Consider the following 21084-nt stretch of genomic DNA (forward strand, 5'->3'; position numbering starts at 1 on the left):
TTCACTCCAGTAAATCAGAGGAAAAGAAGCTCGACAGTGATTGACTTTGCTCTTTTCTTTCTAAGCGTCTCTTGGCTCTTTCTTCACCTGTATCTTTTAGCCATTGCAATCTATCATTATCCGCTTCAATCTTAGGAACTTCAATGGTTTGATTGTCTTCTCCAATAGCTACAAAAGTTAAAAATGAAAAAGCGGCTAAAGTTTTCCCAGACTCTCTTGTCAGATCCTCTTTTGAAATTTTAACCATCACTTCCATTGAACTACGACCTGTATAGGTTACCATTGCTTCTAGAATAACAATTTCACCAATGTTAATCGGTTTTAAAAAGTCCATTGAATCAATGGATGCAGTTACAACACTTTCTCTACAATGACGTCTTGCACTAATAGCAGCAATATCATCTACGTATTGCAAGAGACGTCCTCCAAATAAAGTGCCATGTGAATTGGAATCCGGCGGTAATACATTTGCAGTTTTAACTGCGTATGATTCTGACATTAATTTTTTCATTATAATTTATCCCCTTATGAAAAAAATAGAGGAGATAATTATCTCCTCTACCTCCGATGATTTATATTTTGCGTTCAAGTGCTTCCTCAGGTGTGTCAATTACAAGTGCATCTTTACCACGGAATGCTTGTGACAAGAAGTAGTAAAGTACCGCAGCAAAGCCAAGAATTGCAAACATAAATGATAGTACAACCAAGAGCATGAGCCAACTACCCATGAGACCCCTCCTCATTTAATCTATTAGTCTAGTTAATTACTTAAATTGTATCATATTTCAAAAGTCTTTGTGGTAATTTTTTAAAAAGCCCAGTTTCCTTGTTTGAATACTAACGATTCATTTCCTTCGGCATCCAGTCCATAGATATTCAGGTCCTCTGAACCAATCATAAAGTCTACATGAGTAATTGAATCATTAAGCCCCTTTTGATCTAGTTCTTCTCTGGACATATTTTTACCATCCTGGATTGAGAAGGCATAGGCTGAACCTAAAGCAATATGACAAGATGCATTTTCATCGAATAAAGTGTTATAGAAAAGAATACCTTTATTAGATATTGGAGAATCATGTGGTACAAGTGCGACTTCTCCTAATCGTCTTGCACCTTCATCTGTGTCCATAATATTTTTTAAGATGTCGTAACCTCTTTCCGCCTCATAGTCTACGACTTCCCCATCTTTAAAAGTTAATTTGAAGTTGTCTATGATATTACCACCATGACTGAGCGGTAAAGTATTTGAAACATAGCCATCGACTCTGTTTTTGTCAGGTGCTGTAAATACTTCTTCAGTTGGCATATTAGCCATAAAACTTACTCCGTTTGAATCTGTGCTCGATGCACCAGCCCATAGATGATTCTCTGGTAAACCGATTGTTAAGTCTGTTCCTGGTCCCTCATAACGAAGGGCTGTAAATTGTTTGTCATTTAAGTAATCTACTTTTTCATGGAGTGTTTTATCGTGTTCAATCCAAGCTTCAACTGGATTATCTACATCAGCACGTACAGTATAAAGAATGAGATCTAATAGAGCATCCACCGCTTCATCGTCGGATTTCTCAGGGTAGACTAGTCTTGCCCATTCGACAGATGGGTAACCAGCTACACACCATGAATGATAGTCGCTTTGAGTTCTTGCAGAAAATTCTTTAAAGGCTTTACCTGATGCGACTTGCATGGCCATCAGTTTATCACTAGCTATATCTTTAAGTAGTTCTGGTGAGCTCGAGATAATACTTAAGAAACCTGCTTTTTCATCGCTGTAATACATGCGCTCAGCTACATCAAAATCATGGATGGAAGATAACTCACCTTTAGACTTGTACTGTGCATTTAAGCGTGATAAAGTATCATCTCCTAAGGATACTCTTACATCTTCAGAGCCTCTTTCATAGGCAATCTTAGTCACTAGTCTAACAAGCGGTAGAGCGTCCGATGTTGCTCTAATATAAAGTTTCTTACCGTCTTTAACATTAATACCTACATCTACTAGGAGTTCTGCATATTTGTATAATTTTTCTTCAAGATTAGTCATTTTTTCACTACTTTCTTAATTTTGATAGTTCTTCAATAATTGCAGATTGTTCAATGGCAGAGATTTGTTTACGAGACTCTAACATATTTTTAATGTCATTAAGTTCTTCTACTTTATTGTCGCTATAATCATCTGCTTTAAAAACACCTTTATTGACTACATTTAAATGTTTAACTATATCATTTAAGATCTGTTCCTTATCCATGCAATTCCCCTTTCACTATGTCATAGTCTATAATAACAAAGTTTAAAATAAATATATATTATCTTAACAAGTATATAAAAGATTCTTTTATTACTTATTAGCTTAAATTATGAGCTGAAAAAGTTTATAATGTGGGAAGATAGGATATAAAGAATACAAAGAAACTAAAGGAGAATCTGTTATGAAAAATAAACTTTTACCAGCTATAGTAATTGGTGCCGCAGTTGGCGGGGCTATCGCGCTCTTAGATAAGGGAACTCGTGAATCTGTAGTTTCAAATTCTAAATCTATTAAACACTATGCAACAAATCCTGATGATTTAAAAACTCGTTTTACTGAACCATCAACAGGACAACCTTCTAAAATTGACATGATCAAAGATGAAGTACTGTTCTGGAAAGACACTATCGAAGAAATTCGTCGCAACAATCCAGAATTGGAACAAGCAATTATGGATGCAAAAGATACTTTCCAAAACAATAGAGAGAAAAAATTAAATTAATAACATAAGGACTATTAAAAATAGTCCTTTTATTTTAGTAGAGGTGAGCGTATGTCAAAAGATGAAACATCCTCAAAATTACTCAATCAAATTAAATCAAAGACTGAGGAAGATAAGAAAAAAAGTGACATTTTTGTAGATAAAGTTAATTTCAAATCAAAAGATGCACCTAAGGATAATGAACATCTTTACGTATCTAAAATTAATAAACCGGCTAAAGTTAAAGATGATCCAAGCTTTATAAATTCATTACTATTTCGCTTTGGTTTAGATAATACATCAGGTATGGCAGCTCAATTAGCTTATTATTTTCTGTTAGCTATATTCCCAATGCTTATATTTTTACTATCTATCGTTCCGCTTTTTCAAATTGAGCCAGATGTCATTACGGGCTTTATTCAAGACTATGCCCCATCTGAAATATCTGGACTTTTAGAAGGTATCATTGGTGACGTGTTACAAAACTCTGGTGGTGGCACTTTATCACTTGGTTTAATTTTAACACTTTGGTCTGCCTCAAATGGGATGACCGCCTTAATGAATGCTTTTAATGTGGCTTATGATGTTGAAGATAACCGAAGTTTTATACACACTAAATCACTTTCAGTTTTCTTCACTTTAATTTTATCAGTGTCTATTATCTTAACCTTTGTGCTGATTGTTTTTGGAGGACAAATAGGTGATTTAATGTTTGGAGTCATTGGACTTGATGACGAATTCCAATACGTTTGGAATTTAGTGAGAAGCCTATTACCGTTACTACTAATATTTGTAGTATTTTTCATCATGTACATGACAGCACCGAATATCAAACTGAAAATTAAATCCGTAATTCCAGGAACCTTATTTACAACCATTGCCTTTCTATTAGCGTCATGGGGTTTTAGCTTCTATGTTTCTAATTTTAGTAACTACTCTGCAACGTATGGTTCAATTGCTGGGGTCATTATTTTAATCTTCTGGTTATATATAACTGGTGTTATAATTATCTTAGGCGCACAAATTAATTCTATCTTGCATAAGAGAGCTTTAAATCAAGAGCAAGAGGCCAATACTACAGAGGAAGTGTCAGTTTAAGTGACGTTACTAGAAGAATTTTTGAAAAGAAATGAAGATTTTGTTAATAACCAAGAATATAAAGCTTATGCTACCGATAAAACACCTAACAAAAAAGCTGTGTTTTTAACTTGTATGGATACAAGACTATCAGAACTGGCAACCAAGGCGTTTGGACTCAAAAATGGAGATATCAAACAACTTAAAAATGCCGGTGCGGTTGTGTCTCATCCTTATGGTAGTACAATGCGTAGTATCTTAGTCGCTGTTTATGCCCTTGGCGTAGATGAAGTGTTTATCATGGGGCATCACGACTGTGGTTTCGGAGCTTTAAAACCACAGCCAGTCATGGAAGAAATGAAAAAACGTGGAATCAGTGATGATACCTTCAATACACTTGAACACTCAGGTATTGATGTATCAGATTGGCTAAAAGGTTTCGACAGTGTAGAAGAAAGTGTTAAAGAAACAGTCAACAACGTTAAAAATCATCCACTACTTGCTAAAAGCATTCCTGTTCATGGTTTAATTATGGATCCAGAAACAGGAAAAGCAGAACTTGTCATTAACGGTTATCAAGCAACTGAAAATTAAATAAAAAAGGAGAAATCAAATTTGATTTCTCCTTTTTTAATCTTCAATTAAAGTTAAAAGTCTAGGACCATCGGCTGTTACTAAGATTGTATGTTCTTTTTGTGCAACATAACTGTTATCTTTCGTTTCAAATGCCCAGTCATTTTTACCATCTGTAACGATCGTTGCCTTAGAAGATATAAATGGTTCTACTGCAATCACCATACCTTCTTTAAGAATAGTTCGATCTGTAGGGTCATAATAATTCATAACGTGTTGAGGCTGGTCATGTAGACTCTTACCTACACCGTGACCTGTTAGATTTTTAATCACTGTTAAACCATTTTTACGTGCTGTGTTAAAGACTGCACGTCCAATTTGAGAGACTTTAGCACCTGGTTTTACTTTTTTCATTGCTTCATCAAAAGCCATTTCTGCAACATCGATGACTTTTTGTTTTAGTGGATCATCAACTTCACCCACGACAAAGGAAATTCCTGTGTCTGAATAGTAGCCGTCTTTCACTGCAGACACGTCAACATTGACGATATCTCCGTCTTTTAATTTCCTAGGACCAGGTATACCATGCGCAACCTCCTCATTAATGCTAATGCATGTATAGCCAGGGAAATCATACTCGCTAATTGGCGCGCTCTTCGCACCATGTTCTTCTAAAAGTTTACCGGCAAAATCGTCCAGCTCTTTAGTCGACATACCTACTTTGGCATGGGCAACAGTTTCTTTCAAAACTCGGCCACAAATCTGACCAATTTCTAATAATTTGTTAAGTTCTTCTTCTGTTTTTACAATCATTTTTATACCTTCTTACCTATAGTCTTCTTTTTCATTATAGCAATAGATACTACAATATAAAATCATAAATGGTTAGATTCCTATATAGTGGCTTAGTCAAATTCGATACAGATACTCCTATTAGCCGAATCGGAACATCTTGATCTTTAACTTCGTGATACAAATTATATGCATAATGGTAAATCTCTGGTCCACTTGAAATAGGATCAACAGTCATCATTTGTCGGGTATGAGTTTCAAAATCACCCGTCTTAATTTTCACTGTGACAACATTTGCTACCATACCTTTATCGAGTAATCTTTCACTGACCTTCTCAGATAAGTTTTCTAAGACTAAGAGAATTTCTTGGTCATCATTTCTGTCATAGTTAAAAGTAGTCTCCTTACCGATAGACTTTCTCTCTCTTTGAACAGTTAGCTCATTGGTACCTATACCACGCGCCTTATTATAAAGACTCGCGCCTCTTTTACCAAAAATAGCAGTCAGCTCACTCATACTCTTATCATACAAATCTTTACCAGTTTTTATATCAAGCTCAAACATTTTTTCTTCGGTCACTTTTCCTACACCTGGAAACTTCCCTATTGGTAATTGGTGTAGGATTTCTAAGACATTGGAATAGTCAATGACTGTCGTTCCTCTAGGCTTGTTCATGCCGGATGCTATTTTGGCTAAGTATTTATTATAAGAAATGCCAGAACTTGAAGTCAGCCCTGTCTTTTCAAAAATTTCACTTTGGATTGATAGTGCGATACTTCTAGCAGAATTTTGTCTGTCCACTAAATTTGTAATATCCAAATAGGCTTCATCCAAACTAAGCGGTTCAATTTCTTCAGTATATGATAAAAATATTTCTTTTATTTGATTTGAAATTTCCTTATACCGTTCAAATCTTGGATGCACAAATATACCTTCTGGGCATAACTTATGAGCAGTTTTTGTTGGCATAGCGGAATGGACACCGAACTTTCTAGCTTCGTATGATGCAGTCGCAACCACTCCTCTATTAAAGGATCGTCCACCAACAATAACTGGTTTACCTCTTAACTTTGGATTATCGTATTGTTCTACTTGTGCAAAAAAGGCATCCATATCTATATGAATGATTCTTCTTTCCATGATATTCACCCAAATCTATTATAACAATACACGAACAAATGTTCTACATATATTCTTCTCTTGGGTCATTTTCGTAAAGACTCATCCCTACTTCTGTATCCATGGCGTAGTCTAAATGTTTATGTTTCAATATTAAAAAGGCATAATATATATCACCTGCACAAGCACCAGTATGAAGTGCAATGTAATACTTATATGCAGGATTAGGATATAGAAACATTAAAACAACCATAAGGATAGTTAATATGAAGAAGGGCATTAAGATAATTACTAAAAACTGCTTTCGACTAAAAATCGTTCCCGGCGAGCTAGCGTAAGCCATACCCGCCTTAAATCCAAACTTCACTTTTCGTTTTGGATTAAAAATCTTAAAAAATAAACCGTGTATACCTTCATGCACAATGATAATTACAATAAATAGTGCGATAATAAATAGTACTGCACCTACAATACCAAAGTGCTCTCTACCAATTAAAGCACTGCCTGTCGGATGAATAATTAAGCCTTCCACTAAATAACAAACGATAAAAGCCACAAGTGCTAGTATTATTTGTAGCCAAGACATATGTTTTAGTGCAGTTTGATCTTTAAATATGTTTAATATTAATTTATCCACTTACGATTCCTCATTTCGATACATGAAACATATCATAATTATAAACTAATTCAAAAGGAGTTGAGTAGATGAAGTTTACGATTGTTGGAGGTGGTCTAGCAGGTGCAGCACTTGCTTACCATTTAAAAAAATTCGATTGTGACGTCACAGTCTATGATAGAAAAGATAAAGGGCAAGCAACAAAAGCTTCTGCGGGGATTATTTGTCCTTGGGTAAGTCAAAGAAGAAATAAAAAGTGGTATCGTTTAGTTTCTAAAAGCGCAGCTTTTTATCCAAGTTTTATAAAGACCTTAGAAAAAGATAGTCAAATGGACACTGGCTATAAGCAAAATGGCGCTATTTGCTTGTTTAAAGAGAATGCTTTTGAAAAAGCAACTAAAAGAATTCAGAAGAAAGCAGATGAAGATATAAATGTCGGCCAGGTCACTGCCTTATCTAAAAATGAGCTTAAAGATTTACATCCATTCTTAACAACAACTTATCCTGGTTTATTTGTCGAAGGTGGCGGACAAGTTAGAGGACAAAAGCTCCTTCTTGCCTTAAAAACCGCCTTCCTTAAACTTGGTGGTCAGTGGCTAGAGACTGATTATCCAGCCGATCAAGAGCATGACGGTTATACAATTTATACAACAGGTGCCTGGGGAATAGAACAGAATTTCCTCCCTAAAATCTCTCATCAAAGAGCAGAAATTATGCATTTTAATATAAAAGATAAAAGTAAAGAGACACCAGTCGTTATGGCCTTAGGCCCAACTTATATTGTTCACTTAGAAGATAATCGTTATGTCATTGGCACGACACACATTGATACAGACTCATTTCTTACAGAACCCACAGAAGAAAGCTACCAATATCTTAAAGAGGAATTGTATAAATACTTTCAAGAAGATGAGGTAGAAATCGTCAAGATGGACGTCGGTTTAAAACCTTATACAAGAGATTTTTTACCCTTCATTGGCTTTGTAGATCAACACACTTTTGTCATCAACGGCATGGGCTCGACTGGTCTTACTGCGAGTCCCTTTGTCGGTTCAGAAGTCGCAAAATTACTCTTAGGAAAAGAGACAAATTTAGACTTCAATGATTATAATTATATCAATAGTGAAACTTAAAAAAGAGTTTGAAAATCTTAGTGATTTTCAAACTCTTTTTTAGACGAAAAATATAATAATTGCTACTACATAATATAAAAAGATGAGCGTATTTATAAGAAAAACTACCAACCATACTTTCCCTTTTCTATATCTAAAATTAACATAAGAAAAAAGGGTGCCGAGACATGCGAACAAAATTTGCAAAAACAGGACAGCGGAACCATCTACAAATATTGCTAAAATGATAATCAATACTGGAATAAAAGCAGAGAAAAATCTTAACATAGCGTTCCCCCTCTATATTACCAACTTCTATGCAGCAATCTTGCTAGATGGTAATCTTCTCTTTTATATAATTTATACATAAAATACATCAATACTAAAAGACCTGTCTCTAAGTCACTGACTTCTTCAACATAAATATTACGATCATTCATAGTCGCAATTAAGTCATTATTTTTATACATAATTAAAGTGACCTCTTTGTCATCTTTAAAGACGTAAGATTGATCATTAATTACGCCATCAACTTGGAAGTTCATAAAGTTTCGTAATTTCTTTTCTTTTAGAGTAAAGTGCTCACCTTGGCATTCTACTGTATATTTAGCAACGTTTAAATCTTTAAACCGTCTCAGTTGTAACCCTAATATTACTTCTAGCCCATTAGCGTGCTTAAAGCCATAAGTATTTTTATCATCACAACCTGATACTGTTGCTTTAAATATATCTCCGACAAACTCATTATTACTATTTAGAATTTTGATGCCTTGATAATCTTCTTGATCGATAACTTTTGCGTACAACTGCTGCACAAAACACGCCTCCTGTCCCATCAATACGTTAATATTAGTTTACCACAACTATAAAAAAGAGTATCCCCCAAGACTTGGTGAGATACTCAAAAATATTCTAAATTTATTTAGCTTCTGCAGCTAAGATAGTGTCTCTAATATCTTCTTTTAAAAAGACTGTCTGGTCTTTGATATTCGATGGAATACGATAGGATTTCTGATTCATTACTACGTATAAGGCTTGATCATTCGATCTTGTTTCTCTCCAAAAAGGATGTTTAATGAATTGTGGTGTCGTATGACCCACTCCGATTTCTAAGAACAAGGTCTTATCTTTATTGTGTGTGTTAAGGAAGGCATTATAATTATCTCTACGTTTATTAAAATACGCGTCCTCTACCATACCTTTTTCTGCAGTTCTCTTATTTTTCTCCATTACTGCACCACATTTAGGACAGTGTGGAATCAATTCACTTGGGACTTTTAAGTCTTTTTGTTCTCTTACCATGCGTCTGATTAAATCATCATCACGGTAGGTTTGATCGTGACAAAATTCTGAGCACTGCATACGGCCATACTCACCTTGATAGTAGATGACTTTCGACATATCGTAACCAGCTTTATAAAATGCATTATCTGCATTTGTTGTAATCACGCGATGTGCTTTATTTGCTAGTAGATTTTTTAGTGCCAAGTAACTCGTTCCTGCTTCTTGGTCTAAGTAATTTAAGACGATGAATCTACTTTGAAAAGCCCAGTACTCTTCCCAAGTTGGGAATTTTTGAAGGCTTGCTTGTAACATATCTAGCCAACCATATTTTTCGATAAAATCCTCAAAGTTTTTAGTAAAACGCTCGCCGATATAAGTGAAGCCATCTGCAGCAGACATTCCTGCACCAATACCTACGACAACAGCATCTGCTTCTTCTATCAATGCTTTTAATAGATCACTCTCTTTTTTATCTTGTTCTAAAGACTTCCAAATTGCCATTTAAGTGCGCTCCTTATGCTAAAAGTTCTTGATATATATCATAATCTTCATCAGTAAAAACATTGAAGACAACTTTAATCTCTGACTGTGTCTCATCTATATAATCTCTAACCGCTTCAATAGCAGCAGTAGCCGCTTCTTTTTTAGGATAACCAAATACACCTGTTGATATACTACAAAACGCAAGCTCTGTCATGCCATACTCTTCTGCTTTTTCTAATGAAGCACGATAACATTTTTGTAGTAATTCTCTCTTCATTAAAGACACATGATTATTCTTTACTACAGGTCCAACTGTATGGATGACATAATTTGATGGTAGGTTGTAGGCTTTTGTAACTTTTGCTCTCCCTACTGCTTCTTTTCTCTTTTGCTCATCCATTATTTTTTTACAAGCTAAACGAAGTTGCAGTCCTGCTTTTGTATGGATGATGTTGTCTATACAGTTATGGTTTGGGATAAAACAACCCAAGAGCTCACTATTTGCAGCATTCACTATACCATCTATTTTTAAATGAGTGATGTCACCTTGCCATATATAAAGATTATCTTTAACTGGTTCTAGATCATCAAAAAATGTAATGTTTTTTGCATTCTCTTCTTGTAAAAATGCATCCTGAACATGCAAATATTCCTGACTAATCGGTCTCGCTTCTCTTTCATTGGCAAGGCCTCTATACATGGAGTAACGTTCTTCAAATGATTCAGGGATTCTTTTATCTATGCCCTGTTCTTGTAGCATATAAGATATCAAAAAATGTAATCTTTGTGTTTGGGTCATCATTTTATCACCTAGAAAAAAGGCCCGTATTCATTCTTGACTTGAATACAGGTCCTTTATTTATTATATTTAAGCGTCAGCTAAAGCGTTGAATTCGTCTTCGTTAACATTCGTTAATTTAACAACCCAGCTCTCTTCTGGTTTACTAGAGTTTAGTAAAGTTGGCTCATCACTTGCTTTGTCGTTAACTGCGACAACTTTTCCTGCAAGTGGTGATGCTAAGTCCAAGACAGTTTTTGAAGCTTCAAGTTCTAACAGTGAGTCATTCTTATTAACTTCTTCTGCTTTTGTAAATTCTACAAAACCAACAGTACCGATATCATCCTGAAGTTCAGGTGTCATGATTAATGTGTACTCATCTCCACTTTTTTCAACCCATAGATAATTTGCAACTTTTCTCATTATTCTATTCAATCCTTTACTTTAAGTTAAATTCTTTAGCAATCAATTCTAGAGCACGATGACGATTTTCAGCACCAGGCATTAAAGGAATTAACATCAGCTCATCTGGTTCTATTTTATCGACTAAAGCCATGAGCTGCTCTTTGACGCTCTTAGCATCACCAACCACCATGCGCGTACGATTTGATTTTATTTTCTCTACATCTTCTTTAGTATAGTTGTATTTTCTTGCAGTTTCAACCGAAGGAAAGCTCTTAAATTCACTAAAGTTATTCTTACCCAAGAGCCATACATCTAAAGCTTCAGCAAGTTCATAAGCTTCTTCATTCGTATCATGCACAACAACGAAAGGTGCAATCATTGTCCCTGGTTTAGACATTACTTTTGAAGGTGTGAAATTTTCACGATATATTTTAAGAGAACGCTTGCCTAAATCTGTCTTATCACTTGAAGCATAAGGAAAGAGACCGAACACATAACCAATTCCGAGTTGACCAGCCATCTTAGCTGATTTCATGCTTGTACTTAGTACCCACATTTCAGGATTACTATCTCCAGTTGGATTTGCTGTAACATGATTCAAGTGATGGTCTGGATCATCTTCATTGGTCACAAATTTCTTTATATCACTTATGTGAGTTTTATAAGGAAGAGGCGTATCTTGAGTGTGCATCGCCTCTTTTACTTGAGGTGTCCCACTATTATTTCCAATACCTAAGTCAATTCGCCCGGGATAAAGATTTTCCATCATTCTAAAATTTTCAGCGATCTTAAGTGCACTATAATGAGGAATCATTACTCCACCAGAGCCTAGTTTAATAGACTTTGTTTGACCTAATAGATGCATCATCATCATTTCTGGACTTGAACTTTGAAAGGCATAGACATCATGATGCTCTGCCATCCAAAATCTATGATATCCTAATGCTTCTGCTTTTTGAGCGAGTCTTACAGTTTCCTTTAAAGCATCTTCTGCTTTTTGGTTCTCATCAATCACCGCATAATCCAATACGTTAATTTTCACTAGTTTCACATATCCTTTATATACATAATATGTTAATCATTATTCATTATAGACATGCTAAATTTTATCGTCAATCTACTTGCTTTTCTCCTTGACGTCATGTAATTGACTTTGATTTGAACACTTGATAACTTTAAATTAAATGCTTAAATAAAAGTGCTTAAAGGAGTAACAAGATGAATAAAAAATATGCTCCACTTTTCGAAGATTTAACACTACCAAATGGCAGTGTTTTAAGTAACCGCTTTGTCCTATCTCCTATCATTACGAACTCTTCTACAATTGATGGGCATGTTACAAAAGAAGATGTACTTTATCATGAAAGACGGGCAAACTCTGCACCGATTCAAGTTACGGGTGCGGCTTATATCGAACCCTATGGTCAACTGTTTGAATATGGTTTTAGTGTTTCTGATGATAGTACAATTCCAGGCTTAAAAAAACTTGCAACAGCTATGAAAAAAGATGGTGCCAAGGCCATACTACAACTTACACATGCCGGTCGATTTGCTAACCAGGCAATACTTGATTTAGGTGTGGTCTACGGCCCAAGTTTTATGGAACTGAACACCCCAATTAAACATCAAGTACTCAGTATGACTAAAAGAAAAATTGACTTGGTCATTAAAGATTATGCTGATGCCACAAGACGAGCAATTAAAGCAGGTTTTGATGGTGTTGAAGTTTCTGCTGCACAGAGATTGCTCATACAAACTTTTTGGTCTAAGTTTTCTAACCAAAGAGACGATGAATATGGTGTGAACTCCTTAGAAGACCGCTCTCGTTTCGGCCTAGAAGTGATTCAAGCTGTAACTGATGTCATTAAAAATGAAGCACCAAAAGACTTCATCTTTGGTTTTAGAGGTACACCTGAAGAAACTAGAGGTTCAGAAGTTGGATATAGTGTAGATGACTTTCTGTATTTTGTAGATGAAATCGAAAAAATACATCGCCTCGACTATTTAGCAATCGCCAGTTGGGGACGAAATATTTACTTAAATGAAGTCAGAGCTGATGGGCCTTATAAAGGCAAAATCATAAATCAAGTGGTTTACGACCATGTAAAAGACAGAGTACCTATGATGGCAACAGGTGGGATTAACTCACCTGATAAAGCACTAGATGCTCTAAAACATGCTGACATGGTTGGTGCCTCAAGTCCCTTTATCACTGAACCAGACTTTGTAAATAAGTTAGCGGATGGTAGAGAAGATGAAATTACTTTACAGTTTACGGTTGATGAGATTGATGATTTAAAAATTCCTAAGTCTGCCTTTAAAGATATCGTGAAGATGATGGATTATGGTGAGGGCTTACCGAAAGAAACAAGAGACGAATTAAGACGACTCGCTGATGAAAAATGAGAAAAGGACCTCTATTTTTTGAGGTCCTTTTCTTATTACTTGTTATGTTGTGCTTCGATTTTCTTTTTCTGTGCTAATAAATTTTGAAATTCTTGTTCTAAGTCTGGAGTTACTTCCAAGCTTAACCTTGAGAGCACATCTGCTATCTTGTTTTCTATTAACATTAATTCCTCTTTGATTTTATCTCTTTTATGTTCTGTATTTCTATTTATAAATTCTTTAAACGTACCGTCAAATACTTCCACTTCTTGATCTTCAATAGAAAAAATCTGAGTTGCCACATTTTCTAAGAGCGTTCGGTCATGACTGACAAAGATTATGGTACCTTGATAAGTTTGCATTAATTCTTCCAGTGCTTGAAGTGAATTGATATCTAAGAAGTTAGTAGGTTCATCTAGCACTAAAACATTCACATCACTTAAGAACAGTTTCGCTAGAGCGAGTTTTACTTTTTCTCCCCCACTCAAGACATTAACTAATTTAAAAACATCATCATTAAAGAAATGCATTCTAGCGAGTACAGTCCGGATTGTGGTCTCATCCTGACTAGAACTCAACTTTACATTGTCTAAGATGGATAAATGGTCCTCTAAAATAGTCAATTGCTGTGTAAAGTAAGCTATTTTAACTGCAGGAGAAATTGTGATTCCTGGAGTCTGTTTTAGAATCTTCTCTAACAAAGTCGTCTTACCTGAACCATTAGGACCAATAATTCCTAGCTTTTCTCCACTTGAAATATTGAAGCTGAAAGCTTGCCATAAGGTTTTGTTGCCAATGGAACCTGATACTTCTTTCCCTCTAATGATAATTCGATTTTTCAAAGTCTCTTCCTTATAGACTTGCATTCTTATCGGTTCTTCCTTAGCTGGCTTCTCTACTTTTTCTAATTGTTCTAAACGTGTTTCTAAAGCAGATGCTGTCTTTCTTAGCTTTTTCTGTTTATTAGCATAATAAGGTTTAGCCCCTATTTGCCCTGTTTCAGATGCAGATTTTCTTGTCGGTGCCTTAGTTGCCCTAGTCGCTTTTTCTTCTTTAGCTTTTATTGCCTCTTGAAGTTGTCTCTTTTTCTTTTCGTACTTTTCGTATTCTAAATCATGATGTCGTTTCAATTTTTCTTTTTCTTCGATATAAGTTTGATAACCGCCTGCAAAGACTTTAATCTTTTTATCTGCTACTTCCCATATTTCATTACACATTGTTGATAAAAATTCACGGTCGTGAGACACGATAATCATTGCACCAGGAAATTCATTTAGTTTATCTTTTAACCAGTCGATATGCTTAAAATCTAAGTGGGTCGTAGGTTCATCTAAGAGTAGTAACCCAGCTGATTGATTAAGGGCATCTTGAATATAGCTTTGGGTAATTTCTCCTCCACTTTTTTCATCACTGATTCTCTTTAGTTGAGGTACAATTTCAATTTTTGTATTTCTCTCAATTACCCCTTCTTCAGGGATCACACTGCCTTCGATAATTTTTAATAAATTTGTCTTACCACTTCCGTTATCCCCTACTAAGCCAATAATCTGTTTATCACTTACATGAAGATGGTCTACTTCAAATAATAGGCGAGCACTGACATAGTGCTTGATGTTCGTTAGTTTTAATAATTGCATAATATCTACTCCTTTATTAGGAGGTAGAAAAAAACCTCCTATTTCTTTATAGAATAGGAGGTTTTATACGTAGAGATGAAAATATAAGGGCAGAATTTCCCCATATATCCAAACACATGTATGATTTCCAATCCTATTCTAAAAACATCCATAACAAATAAGCTATCTTTCATAGACTTATTAGTTTGTCTTGTTTTTGTGACTAGGATTAGAACTTCATGTGCTTAGCTCACCTCTTTCTTAGATTACACATAGACTAACATTCGGTGAAAAAGTTGTCAATTCAGCTTAAATATCAATACTCAAAAAAATAAAATCGAATTATTTGAATTAACTGAAATATCTTGATATACTTAATTTGAATAAAGTTAGTTCATTTTTTCACAATATATTATGAAGGAGATTTTTAAATGCAAAAAAGAGTATTTATTTCCCCCAAAAAATATATCCAAGGTGCTGGTATTCTCAGTACTATAGGTGAAGAAGTTGCGAAAATCGGCTCTAAAGCTTTAGTTTTATCAGATGAAAACGTATGGAATATCACAGGTGAAACGACTGAAAAAAGCCTTAAAGACGCTAATATAGATTTTCATTATGAAGCTTTCTCAGGAGAATCGTCTAACAATGAAATCGAGCGTCTTTCAAATGTAGGTAAAGAAAACAGTAGTGATGTGGTTATTGGAGTTGGCGGTGGGAAAACGATCGATACGGCCAAAGCTGTAAGTGACTCTATTGGTGTTCCTGTCATCATCGCACCTACAACAGCTTCGACTGATGCACCAACTAGTGCACTATCAGTTATTTATTCTGATGAAGGGGTTTTTGAAGGCTATAAATTCTATGACAAAAACCCTGATTTAGTTTTAGTAGACTCAAAAGTTATCGTCGGTGCACCAATTCTCTTGTTCGCTTCAGGTATGGGAGATGCTATGGCAACACTTGTTGAATCAAGAGCATCTAGAAAACGTAATTCTGTTACCATGGCTGGAGGTAAAGCGACACTTGCTGCTGAAGCAATTGCTGAAAAAGCTGAACAAACGCTCTTTGAACAAGGACCTGCAGCATATAAAGCAGCTAAAGAAGGCTTAGTCACACCTCAAGTTGAAGCAGTAATCGAAGCTAATACCTTACTGTCAGGATTAGGCTTTGAAAACGGTGGTATTGCTGCAGCTCACGCAGTCCACAATGGATTTACAGCTTTAAGTGGAGACATCCACCACTTAACTCACGGAGAAAAAGTGGCTTACGGTATTTTAACTCAACTCGTTTTAGAAGGTTATCCAGAAGAAGAAATCCTACGTTATGCTGACTTCTTTAAAGCAATTGAGTTACCAACAACATTAGCAGACTTACATCTAAAAGATGTAGCTTATGAAGATCTCTTGAAGATTGGAGAACTTGCAACTGCTGAAGGAGAAACTTCTCATAATATGAACCCTGAATTAACACCTGAACAAATTGCTGATGCAATCATCGCAGTTAATGCGATTACAACTTCTTAGATAATACACGAGCCCAGACTGAGATCAGTCCGTGCTCTTTTTTGTTTTATACTAATTTGAACTTACATTAACTGGCGCACCATGTTCAATGGTATTACCAATTGTACAACCGCGTTTTGCAATTAATACTAATTTTTCTTTAGTCGCATCATCGACATTACCTTTAAATTCAATCTCTACATCAATTTTCTCAAGTCTCGATGGACTTGTGTTTGCCTTTACAGCTGAAGTTTTGATTTCATAAGAGTCTACTTCGATATCTCCCCGATCTAATACAGCGTCAAGAGTCAATGCCATACACATAGCAACTGAACTTGTTATATAATCAATTGGACTAAAACCTTCTGTTGCACTATCCTGTGCAGCACCAATACTTGTAACATTTTTATCGTTGGTGATTTCATGAGCCTGATCTTTATTTTTTATGAGTTTAATCATGTTACCCCTCCACTTTCTTTTACAACTATTATAGAATGACTGCTAGTATTTAAAAAGCACAAGGCTCAAGACCCTGTGCTTTCATTTATTTCCCCACTCCTATAACTAATTGAATTTCTACTGGTGCATTACCAGGTAAGGATTTAACTCCAATGGCTGCTCTTGAACCAATACCTGCTTCCCCCAAGTTTTCAAATAAGTAATCTGAAGCAATATCTGCAACTTTAGAATGTGATGTGAAATTGTCATCTGCATTGACATAAACTGTCATAGCTAAGACTTGTTTGACTTCTTCATCTTCACTAACCAAAGCAATCGCTGCACTATAGGCATTGTCTATAGCTTGTAGAATCGCTTCCCTATAATTCTCTATTGATTCAGTCGATAAAATTCTCCCACTTTGAATGAGCTCCCCATTCTTTCTAGGTGTCATACCAGCTGTTGAGATAATATTTTCAAAACGCGAAGCGGGCTTATAGTTACCTTGTGGTACAGGCTTATTCATTTTACTCATTTTCTTAACGCCTCCACTACTTGAATAATACGTTTCATCGCATCAACTGCAGCTTGATGATTTTGAGAGAAATTCACTCTAAAACTATTTTCAAAACCAGGACCGAACTCAGTTCCTGGAGTGACTGTTACGCCTGCTTGTACTCTTAATGCTTTAACGAAGTCACCTAATGGCACTTTGATTGCAGGGATTTCAGGAAACAGATAACTGCCTGCTTCTGTTGGACGAACTTTAAAGCCGTCTGCCTCATTTAAAACTTTCACCAAATCATCTCTTATTGCTTGATGACTCTCAATTCTATTCTTCATCCAACCACTTGGTTCATTAAACCATAATTTTAGCACTGCTTGGTTGTAACCACTAGCTCTTAATGAAACAATAGCTTGTAACTTCTCCATACGTTCTATAATCGTTCTTGACCCAAAGGCCACACCTAAGCGGTAACCACTTAAGGATTCTGTTTTTGAAGGACCGATAATTGTAATGACATTTTCTGAATTAATATTTTTATCTGCAATTAAATGTGCATAATCTCTCTCATCAAATAATTGTCGTGAATATAGTTCATCAATAATAACAGATACGCCGTATTTTTCTGCTAAAGCAGCAATTTTTTTAATTTCATCTTGAGAATATATCACACCAGTTGGATTGTTGGGATTAGAGAATAAGAAAGTCTTTACTCCATTCTTAAAAGCTGTCTCAAGTTCATTTAAATCTAACCCCGCTTCTTTGTTAGTATCAAAATAATTTAGTTGCACAGGCACAAGTTCTCCATCAAAGAAATGTACTAATTTTCTATTGGCAAAATAGTCCGGTTCAACGATAGCTACCTTGTCACCTCGTGAGACTAAAGCACCCATGGCTAGAAAAAGTGCCCCTTGAGTTCCAGGGGTTATAAGTAAATTCTTATCCGCTTCCATTCTCCACCCTGAAAAATCAGTGAGCTTAGCAGCAAGATCTTCACGGATATCTAAGCTACCACGATATTCTGTATAAGCCTGTGCACCACCAAGTTCGACACCTTGGTTAAAAGCATCTTTTGTCCCTGGAATAGGCTCATGCGCATCGATATCCCCATGTGAAAAATCAACTGGTGTGCCTGGGATTTTATCTATATTAACAGATAATGAGTCGACATTTTGTCTTACTTCTTGACCAGGTGCAAATTCTGCCCCTAATTTTGAAAACTTATCTTCGATAGATGACATACAATCACGCTTCCTTTTTATGTTTTACATATAATTTTATGACTCTATAGTTAATAATGTTAATAGATAAAAGATCTCATGCCCAATATCTATAATCTATAATGGTATATAATTCTTATTATACAGTTACATAAAGGAGCCTAATCATGTTAAAAAATATGGATTATGTCTATGCAGTATATTTAAATCAAAGTTTTTCTAAGGCTGCAAAAGCTCTATACATATCACAACCTGCCTTAAGCGCAGCAATTAAAAAGGTCGAAGTTGAAGTCGGTACCCCGCTATTTGACAGAGGTACAAATCCAATTAGTTTAACTGAAGCAGGACAATACTATATCGATTCAATCGAAAATATTATGCAAATTGAAGATAATATGAAGCGGAAATTCAAGGAACTGAGTGCAAAAAATAAATTTACGATTAACATCGGTGCAGCTTCCTTCTTTTGTACATACGTCCTACCCAATCTCATACAAGATTTTGAAGAAAATTATCCCCAATACACTATTAACTTATTAGAAGCAAATGCTGATGATCTGATGAAATATTTAAAATCTGGTGTTGTTGATTTAATCATTGATGTTGAAACAAAAGGTGATCATTATCACTTTGACTCACTGGTTTGGGCAAAAGACGATATTTTACTTGTTATCCCTAAACAAGCTAAGATGAACGACAGTCTAAAAGATTATCGTCTTACATATGATACTGTGAGAAGTGGTAACTATCGTGATAACCGTTACTTAAAAGTTAATTTAGATGCTTTTAAAGGCGAAAAGTTTCTCTTGTTAAGAGAAGGCAATGACATGTACAACCGAAGCATAAGGATGTTTAAAAATGCAGGCGTTAAGCCTAAAATATCTATGTATTTAGATCAGATGTTAACTGCTTTTCTTATTGCCTGTAAAGGGGTTGGACCTACTTTTGTCAGAGCTAGTCTGACAAATTATATTGATCTTAATGATGGCGTTTATTTTTATAAGATAGACGATTCAAACAGCTATCAAAACATTAAAATTTATCATAAAAAAAGAAATTCAAGGTCAACTAGCATCCAAGATTTCATTAACTACTTAGGACAACATAAACCAAAAACAATCTAAAAACAGGCGATCAAATTGATCGCCTGTTCTCAATTCATCTAGTTTTTAAAATTTTCTCAGTGACACTTAAAAATGTCTCGATTTCCTCGACCGTTTGACAATGCATCGGTGATACTCTAATAATCCCATCTAAACCGAATGACTCTAACATTCTTTTAGAATAAATACTTGATGCAACTCTTTCATATAGAATGACATTCTCTTGACCGTATAAATCAATGGCTTTTTTGTAATCAATTCCATCTATACTTATACCAACAATAAAGTCTCTTGTTGTTAGATCCTCATAATCTAAATGTACTGTCACACCTTCTAAACTTCTTAAGCCTCTCACTTGATCACTGCCATTTAAGAGTATTTCTAATAAGGCTCTTTCGTGTGCTGCAATCATAGTCATACCAGCTTCATATAGCTCACGGCGATTTGTTGACTTGTTATCTGTTTTACCTAACCAACATACATAATCAACCACTTCACTAATCGCTGCAAAATGTCCAGGTGTTACACTACCTAGTCCAAGTTCTTCATCACTTTTACCGAGTAATCTTTGATGCGGTAAATGAGTCGCACGGTCAGAAACATATGCAAACCCAATACCTCGAACACCAAAGAATTTATAAGGTGCAAAGTTAATTATATCCACATCAATCTTTTCTAAGTCGATCAAGCCGTGTGGTGCGTGTTGAACAGCATCGATAATGATGTATATATTGGGATTAATCTTCTTTGCCTCTTCAATAATTTTCTCAACATCAAGAATTGCACCAGAAATATTTGAAGCATAAATGAAGCTCAGTGCGATTGTATTTTGATCAATCCGCTTGGTAATTTCCTCTACATCTACGCCACCAGTGACTGTATTTGTTGGTGCAACACGGACTTCTTTGTCATATTTATCAGCGTAAAATTGGACCGCGTCATATAAAGATGGGTGCTCAAGATCCGTTGTTACAATATTTGTGCCTGGGACGTTTTCAATCACAACACTACTCAAGTTAAACATAGCTTGTGAAGCAGTATAATACGGTACAATTGCACCATCTTTTGCATTGAAAATTGTCCTAACATCCTCAGTTCCTTTATGCTCTATTTCAGCGAGATAAACTGCAGTTTCATGACCTCTCATGGGATGATCCGGAATTAAATCTATTTCAGCAAATCGTTCATTCGCACGCTTAAGTCTAAAAGAACCTCCTGCATTATCTAAGAACACTCTCTTCTCTTTAGTTAAAGGATCCGTATCGATATAAGCGAATTTCTCTCTAATTTCCTTAAGCAATTGTGAATCTAATAATCTACCTTCTGCCACATGACTCATTATAAAATC

Annotated in this window: 24 protein-coding genes; 7 read left to right on the forward strand and 17 right to left on the reverse strand. The window is 35.4% G+C overall.

Features of this window, described 5'->3' with window-relative positions:
- Window position 1: 1 nt before the first annotated feature.
- From JEOSCH030_RS03900 to JEOSCH030_RS03915, 4 genes are all read right to left on the reverse strand, one after another.
- A complete protein-coding gene (locus JEOSCH030_RS03900; RefSeq protein WP_185125316.1) occupies window positions 2-511 on the reverse strand; it encodes an acyl-CoA thioesterase in 510 nt (169 codons plus the stop codon).
- A gap of 61 nt (window positions 512-572) precedes the next feature.
- Window positions 573-728, reverse strand: a complete 156-nt coding sequence (locus JEOSCH030_RS03905; RefSeq protein WP_185125317.1) for a hypothetical protein — start codon at window positions 726-728, stop codon at window positions 573-575.
- 80 nt (window positions 729-808) lie between these two features.
- The gene (locus tag JEOSCH030_RS03910) at window positions 809-2041 is read right to left on the reverse strand and encodes an aminopeptidase (protein ID WP_185125318.1); all 1233 of its coding nucleotides are present in this window, start codon (window positions 2039-2041) and stop codon (window positions 809-811) included.
- 7 nt (window positions 2042-2048) lie between these two features.
- On the reverse strand, window positions 2049-2246 hold the full coding sequence (locus tag JEOSCH030_RS03915) for a DUF1128 family protein (protein WP_185125319.1): 198 nt from the start codon (window positions 2244-2246) through the stop codon (window positions 2049-2051).
- A 181-nt stretch (window positions 2247-2427) separates the two neighbouring features.
- Here JEOSCH030_RS03915 and JEOSCH030_RS03920 point away from each other — a divergent pair, with 181 nt between their 5' ends.
- Genes JEOSCH030_RS03920 through JEOSCH030_RS03930 form a run of 3 tightly spaced genes read left to right on the forward strand, consistent with a single transcriptional unit; the run spans window position 2428 to window position 4398 of the window.
- Complete coding sequence (locus JEOSCH030_RS03920) at window positions 2428-2748, forward strand: YtxH domain-containing protein (protein WP_185125320.1); 321 nt, start codon at window positions 2428-2430, stop codon at window positions 2746-2748.
- Window positions 2749-2799: 51 nt separating this feature from the next.
- The gene (locus JEOSCH030_RS03925) at window positions 2800-3825 is read left to right on the forward strand and encodes a YihY/virulence factor BrkB family protein (RefSeq protein WP_185125321.1); all 1026 of its coding nucleotides are present in this window, start codon (window positions 2800-2802) and stop codon (window positions 3823-3825) included.
- Between the two features lie 21 nt (window positions 3826-3846).
- Window positions 3847-4398 (forward strand): beta-class carbonic anhydrase, encoded by a 552-nt coding sequence (locus JEOSCH030_RS03930; RefSeq protein ID WP_407929464.1) that lies wholly within the window; start codon window positions 3847-3849, stop codon window positions 4396-4398.
- Between the two features lie 36 nt (window positions 4399-4434).
- Here JEOSCH030_RS03930 and map read toward each other — a convergent pair whose 3' ends face one another.
- The 3 genes from map to JEOSCH030_RS03945 are packed head-to-tail and all read right to left on the reverse strand — an operon-like array spanning window position 4435 to window position 6926.
- Entirely contained in the window at window positions 4435-5190 is a 756-nt protein-coding gene (map, locus tag JEOSCH030_RS03935) for a type I methionyl aminopeptidase (RefSeq protein ID WP_185125323.1), read from the reverse strand.
- Between the two features lie 49 nt (window positions 5191-5239).
- Window positions 5240-6313: a DNA polymerase IV gene (gene dinB / locus JEOSCH030_RS03940; protein WP_185125486.1), complete on the reverse strand. Its 1074-nt coding sequence runs from the start codon at window positions 6311-6313 to the stop codon at window positions 5240-5242.
- Window positions 6314-6353: 40 nt separating this feature from the next.
- Window positions 6354-6926 (reverse strand): DUF3267 domain-containing protein, encoded by a 573-nt coding sequence (locus JEOSCH030_RS03945; RefSeq protein ID WP_185125324.1) that lies wholly within the window; start codon window positions 6924-6926, stop codon window positions 6354-6356.
- 68 nt (window positions 6927-6994) lie between these two features.
- On the opposite strand from JEOSCH030_RS03945, the gene JEOSCH030_RS03950 reads away from it, so the two are divergent.
- A complete protein-coding gene (locus JEOSCH030_RS03950; RefSeq protein WP_185125325.1) occupies window positions 6995-8038 on the forward strand; it encodes an NAD(P)/FAD-dependent oxidoreductase in 1044 nt (347 codons plus the stop codon).
- Window positions 8039-8322: 284 nt separating this feature from the next.
- Here JEOSCH030_RS03950 and JEOSCH030_RS03955 read toward each other — a convergent pair whose 3' ends face one another.
- From JEOSCH030_RS03955 to JEOSCH030_RS03975, 5 genes are all read right to left on the reverse strand, one after another.
- Window positions 8323-8832, reverse strand: a complete 510-nt coding sequence (locus tag JEOSCH030_RS03955) for a hypothetical protein (RefSeq protein WP_185125326.1) — start codon at window positions 8830-8832, stop codon at window positions 8323-8325.
- 103 nt (window positions 8833-8935) lie between these two features.
- Window positions 8936-9802 carry an SIR2 family NAD-dependent protein deacylase gene (locus JEOSCH030_RS03960; RefSeq protein ID WP_185125327.1) on the reverse strand — a complete coding sequence of 289 codons (867 nt, stop codon included), beginning with the start codon at window positions 9800-9802 and terminating at the stop codon, window positions 8936-8938.
- A gap of 13 nt (window positions 9803-9815) precedes the next feature.
- The gene (locus JEOSCH030_RS03965; RefSeq protein ID WP_185125328.1) at window positions 9816-10583 is read right to left on the reverse strand and encodes a protein-ADP-ribose hydrolase; all 768 of its coding nucleotides are present in this window, start codon (window positions 10581-10583) and stop codon (window positions 9816-9818) included.
- Window positions 10584-10652: 69 nt separating this feature from the next.
- Entirely contained in the window at window positions 10653-10985 is a 333-nt protein-coding gene (locus tag JEOSCH030_RS03970) for a glycine cleavage system protein H (RefSeq protein WP_185125329.1), read from the reverse strand.
- Between the two features lie 16 nt (window positions 10986-11001).
- Window positions 11002-12009, reverse strand: a complete 1008-nt coding sequence (locus JEOSCH030_RS03975) for an LLM class flavin-dependent oxidoreductase (RefSeq protein WP_235962216.1) — start codon at window positions 12007-12009, stop codon at window positions 11002-11004.
- Between the two features lie 176 nt (window positions 12010-12185).
- Here JEOSCH030_RS03975 and JEOSCH030_RS03980 point away from each other — a divergent pair, with 176 nt between their 5' ends.
- A complete protein-coding gene (locus JEOSCH030_RS03980; RefSeq protein ID WP_185125331.1) occupies window positions 12186-13373 on the forward strand; it encodes an NADH-dependent flavin oxidoreductase in 1188 nt (395 codons plus the stop codon).
- A 35-nt stretch (window positions 13374-13408) separates the two neighbouring features.
- Here JEOSCH030_RS03980 and JEOSCH030_RS03985 read toward each other — a convergent pair whose 3' ends face one another.
- Window positions 13409-14989 (reverse strand): Vga family ABC-F type ribosomal protection protein, encoded by a 1581-nt coding sequence (locus tag JEOSCH030_RS03985; RefSeq protein ID WP_185125332.1) that lies wholly within the window; start codon window positions 14987-14989, stop codon window positions 13409-13411.
- Between the two features lie 410 nt (window positions 14990-15399).
- On the opposite strand from JEOSCH030_RS03985, the gene JEOSCH030_RS03990 reads away from it, so the two are divergent.
- Window positions 15400-16491: a glycerol dehydrogenase gene (locus JEOSCH030_RS03990; RefSeq protein WP_185125333.1), complete on the forward strand. Its 1092-nt coding sequence runs from the start codon at window positions 15400-15402 to the stop codon at window positions 16489-16491.
- A gap of 51 nt (window positions 16492-16542) precedes the next feature.
- Here JEOSCH030_RS03990 and JEOSCH030_RS03995 read toward each other — a convergent pair whose 3' ends face one another.
- From JEOSCH030_RS03995 to JEOSCH030_RS04005, 3 genes are all read right to left on the reverse strand, one after another.
- The gene (locus JEOSCH030_RS03995; protein WP_185125334.1) at window positions 16543-16929 is read right to left on the reverse strand and encodes an OsmC family protein; all 387 of its coding nucleotides are present in this window, start codon (window positions 16927-16929) and stop codon (window positions 16543-16545) included.
- An 85-nt stretch (window positions 16930-17014) separates the two neighbouring features.
- On the reverse strand, window positions 17015-17443 hold the full coding sequence (locus JEOSCH030_RS04000; protein ID WP_185125335.1) for a RidA family protein: 429 nt from the start codon (window positions 17441-17443) through the stop codon (window positions 17015-17017).
- On the reverse strand, window positions 17440-18654 hold the full coding sequence (locus JEOSCH030_RS04005; protein WP_185125336.1) for a pyridoxal phosphate-dependent aminotransferase: 1215 nt from the start codon (window positions 18652-18654) through the stop codon (window positions 17440-17442). The genes JEOSCH030_RS04000 and JEOSCH030_RS04005 overlap by 4 nt, the downstream gene beginning before the upstream one ends.
- A gap of 146 nt (window positions 18655-18800) precedes the next feature.
- Here JEOSCH030_RS04005 and JEOSCH030_RS04010 point away from each other — a divergent pair, with 146 nt between their 5' ends.
- The gene (locus tag JEOSCH030_RS04010; RefSeq protein ID WP_185125337.1) at window positions 18801-19757 is read left to right on the forward strand and encodes a LysR family transcriptional regulator; all 957 of its coding nucleotides are present in this window, start codon (window positions 18801-18803) and stop codon (window positions 19755-19757) included.
- 34 nt (window positions 19758-19791) lie between these two features.
- On the opposite strand, the gene JEOSCH030_RS04015 is transcribed toward JEOSCH030_RS04010, so the two are convergent.
- Window positions 19792-21075 carry an aminotransferase class V-fold PLP-dependent enzyme gene (locus JEOSCH030_RS04015; protein ID WP_185125338.1) on the reverse strand — a complete coding sequence of 428 codons (1284 nt, stop codon included), beginning with the start codon at window positions 21073-21075 and terminating at the stop codon, window positions 19792-19794.
- Between the last annotated feature and the right edge of the window lie 9 nt (window positions 21076-21084).

The organism is Jeotgalicoccus meleagridis (genome assembly GCF_903994045.1).
Classification (GTDB): domain Bacteria; phylum Bacillota; class Bacilli; order Staphylococcales; family Salinicoccaceae; genus Jeotgalicoccus; species Jeotgalicoccus meleagridis.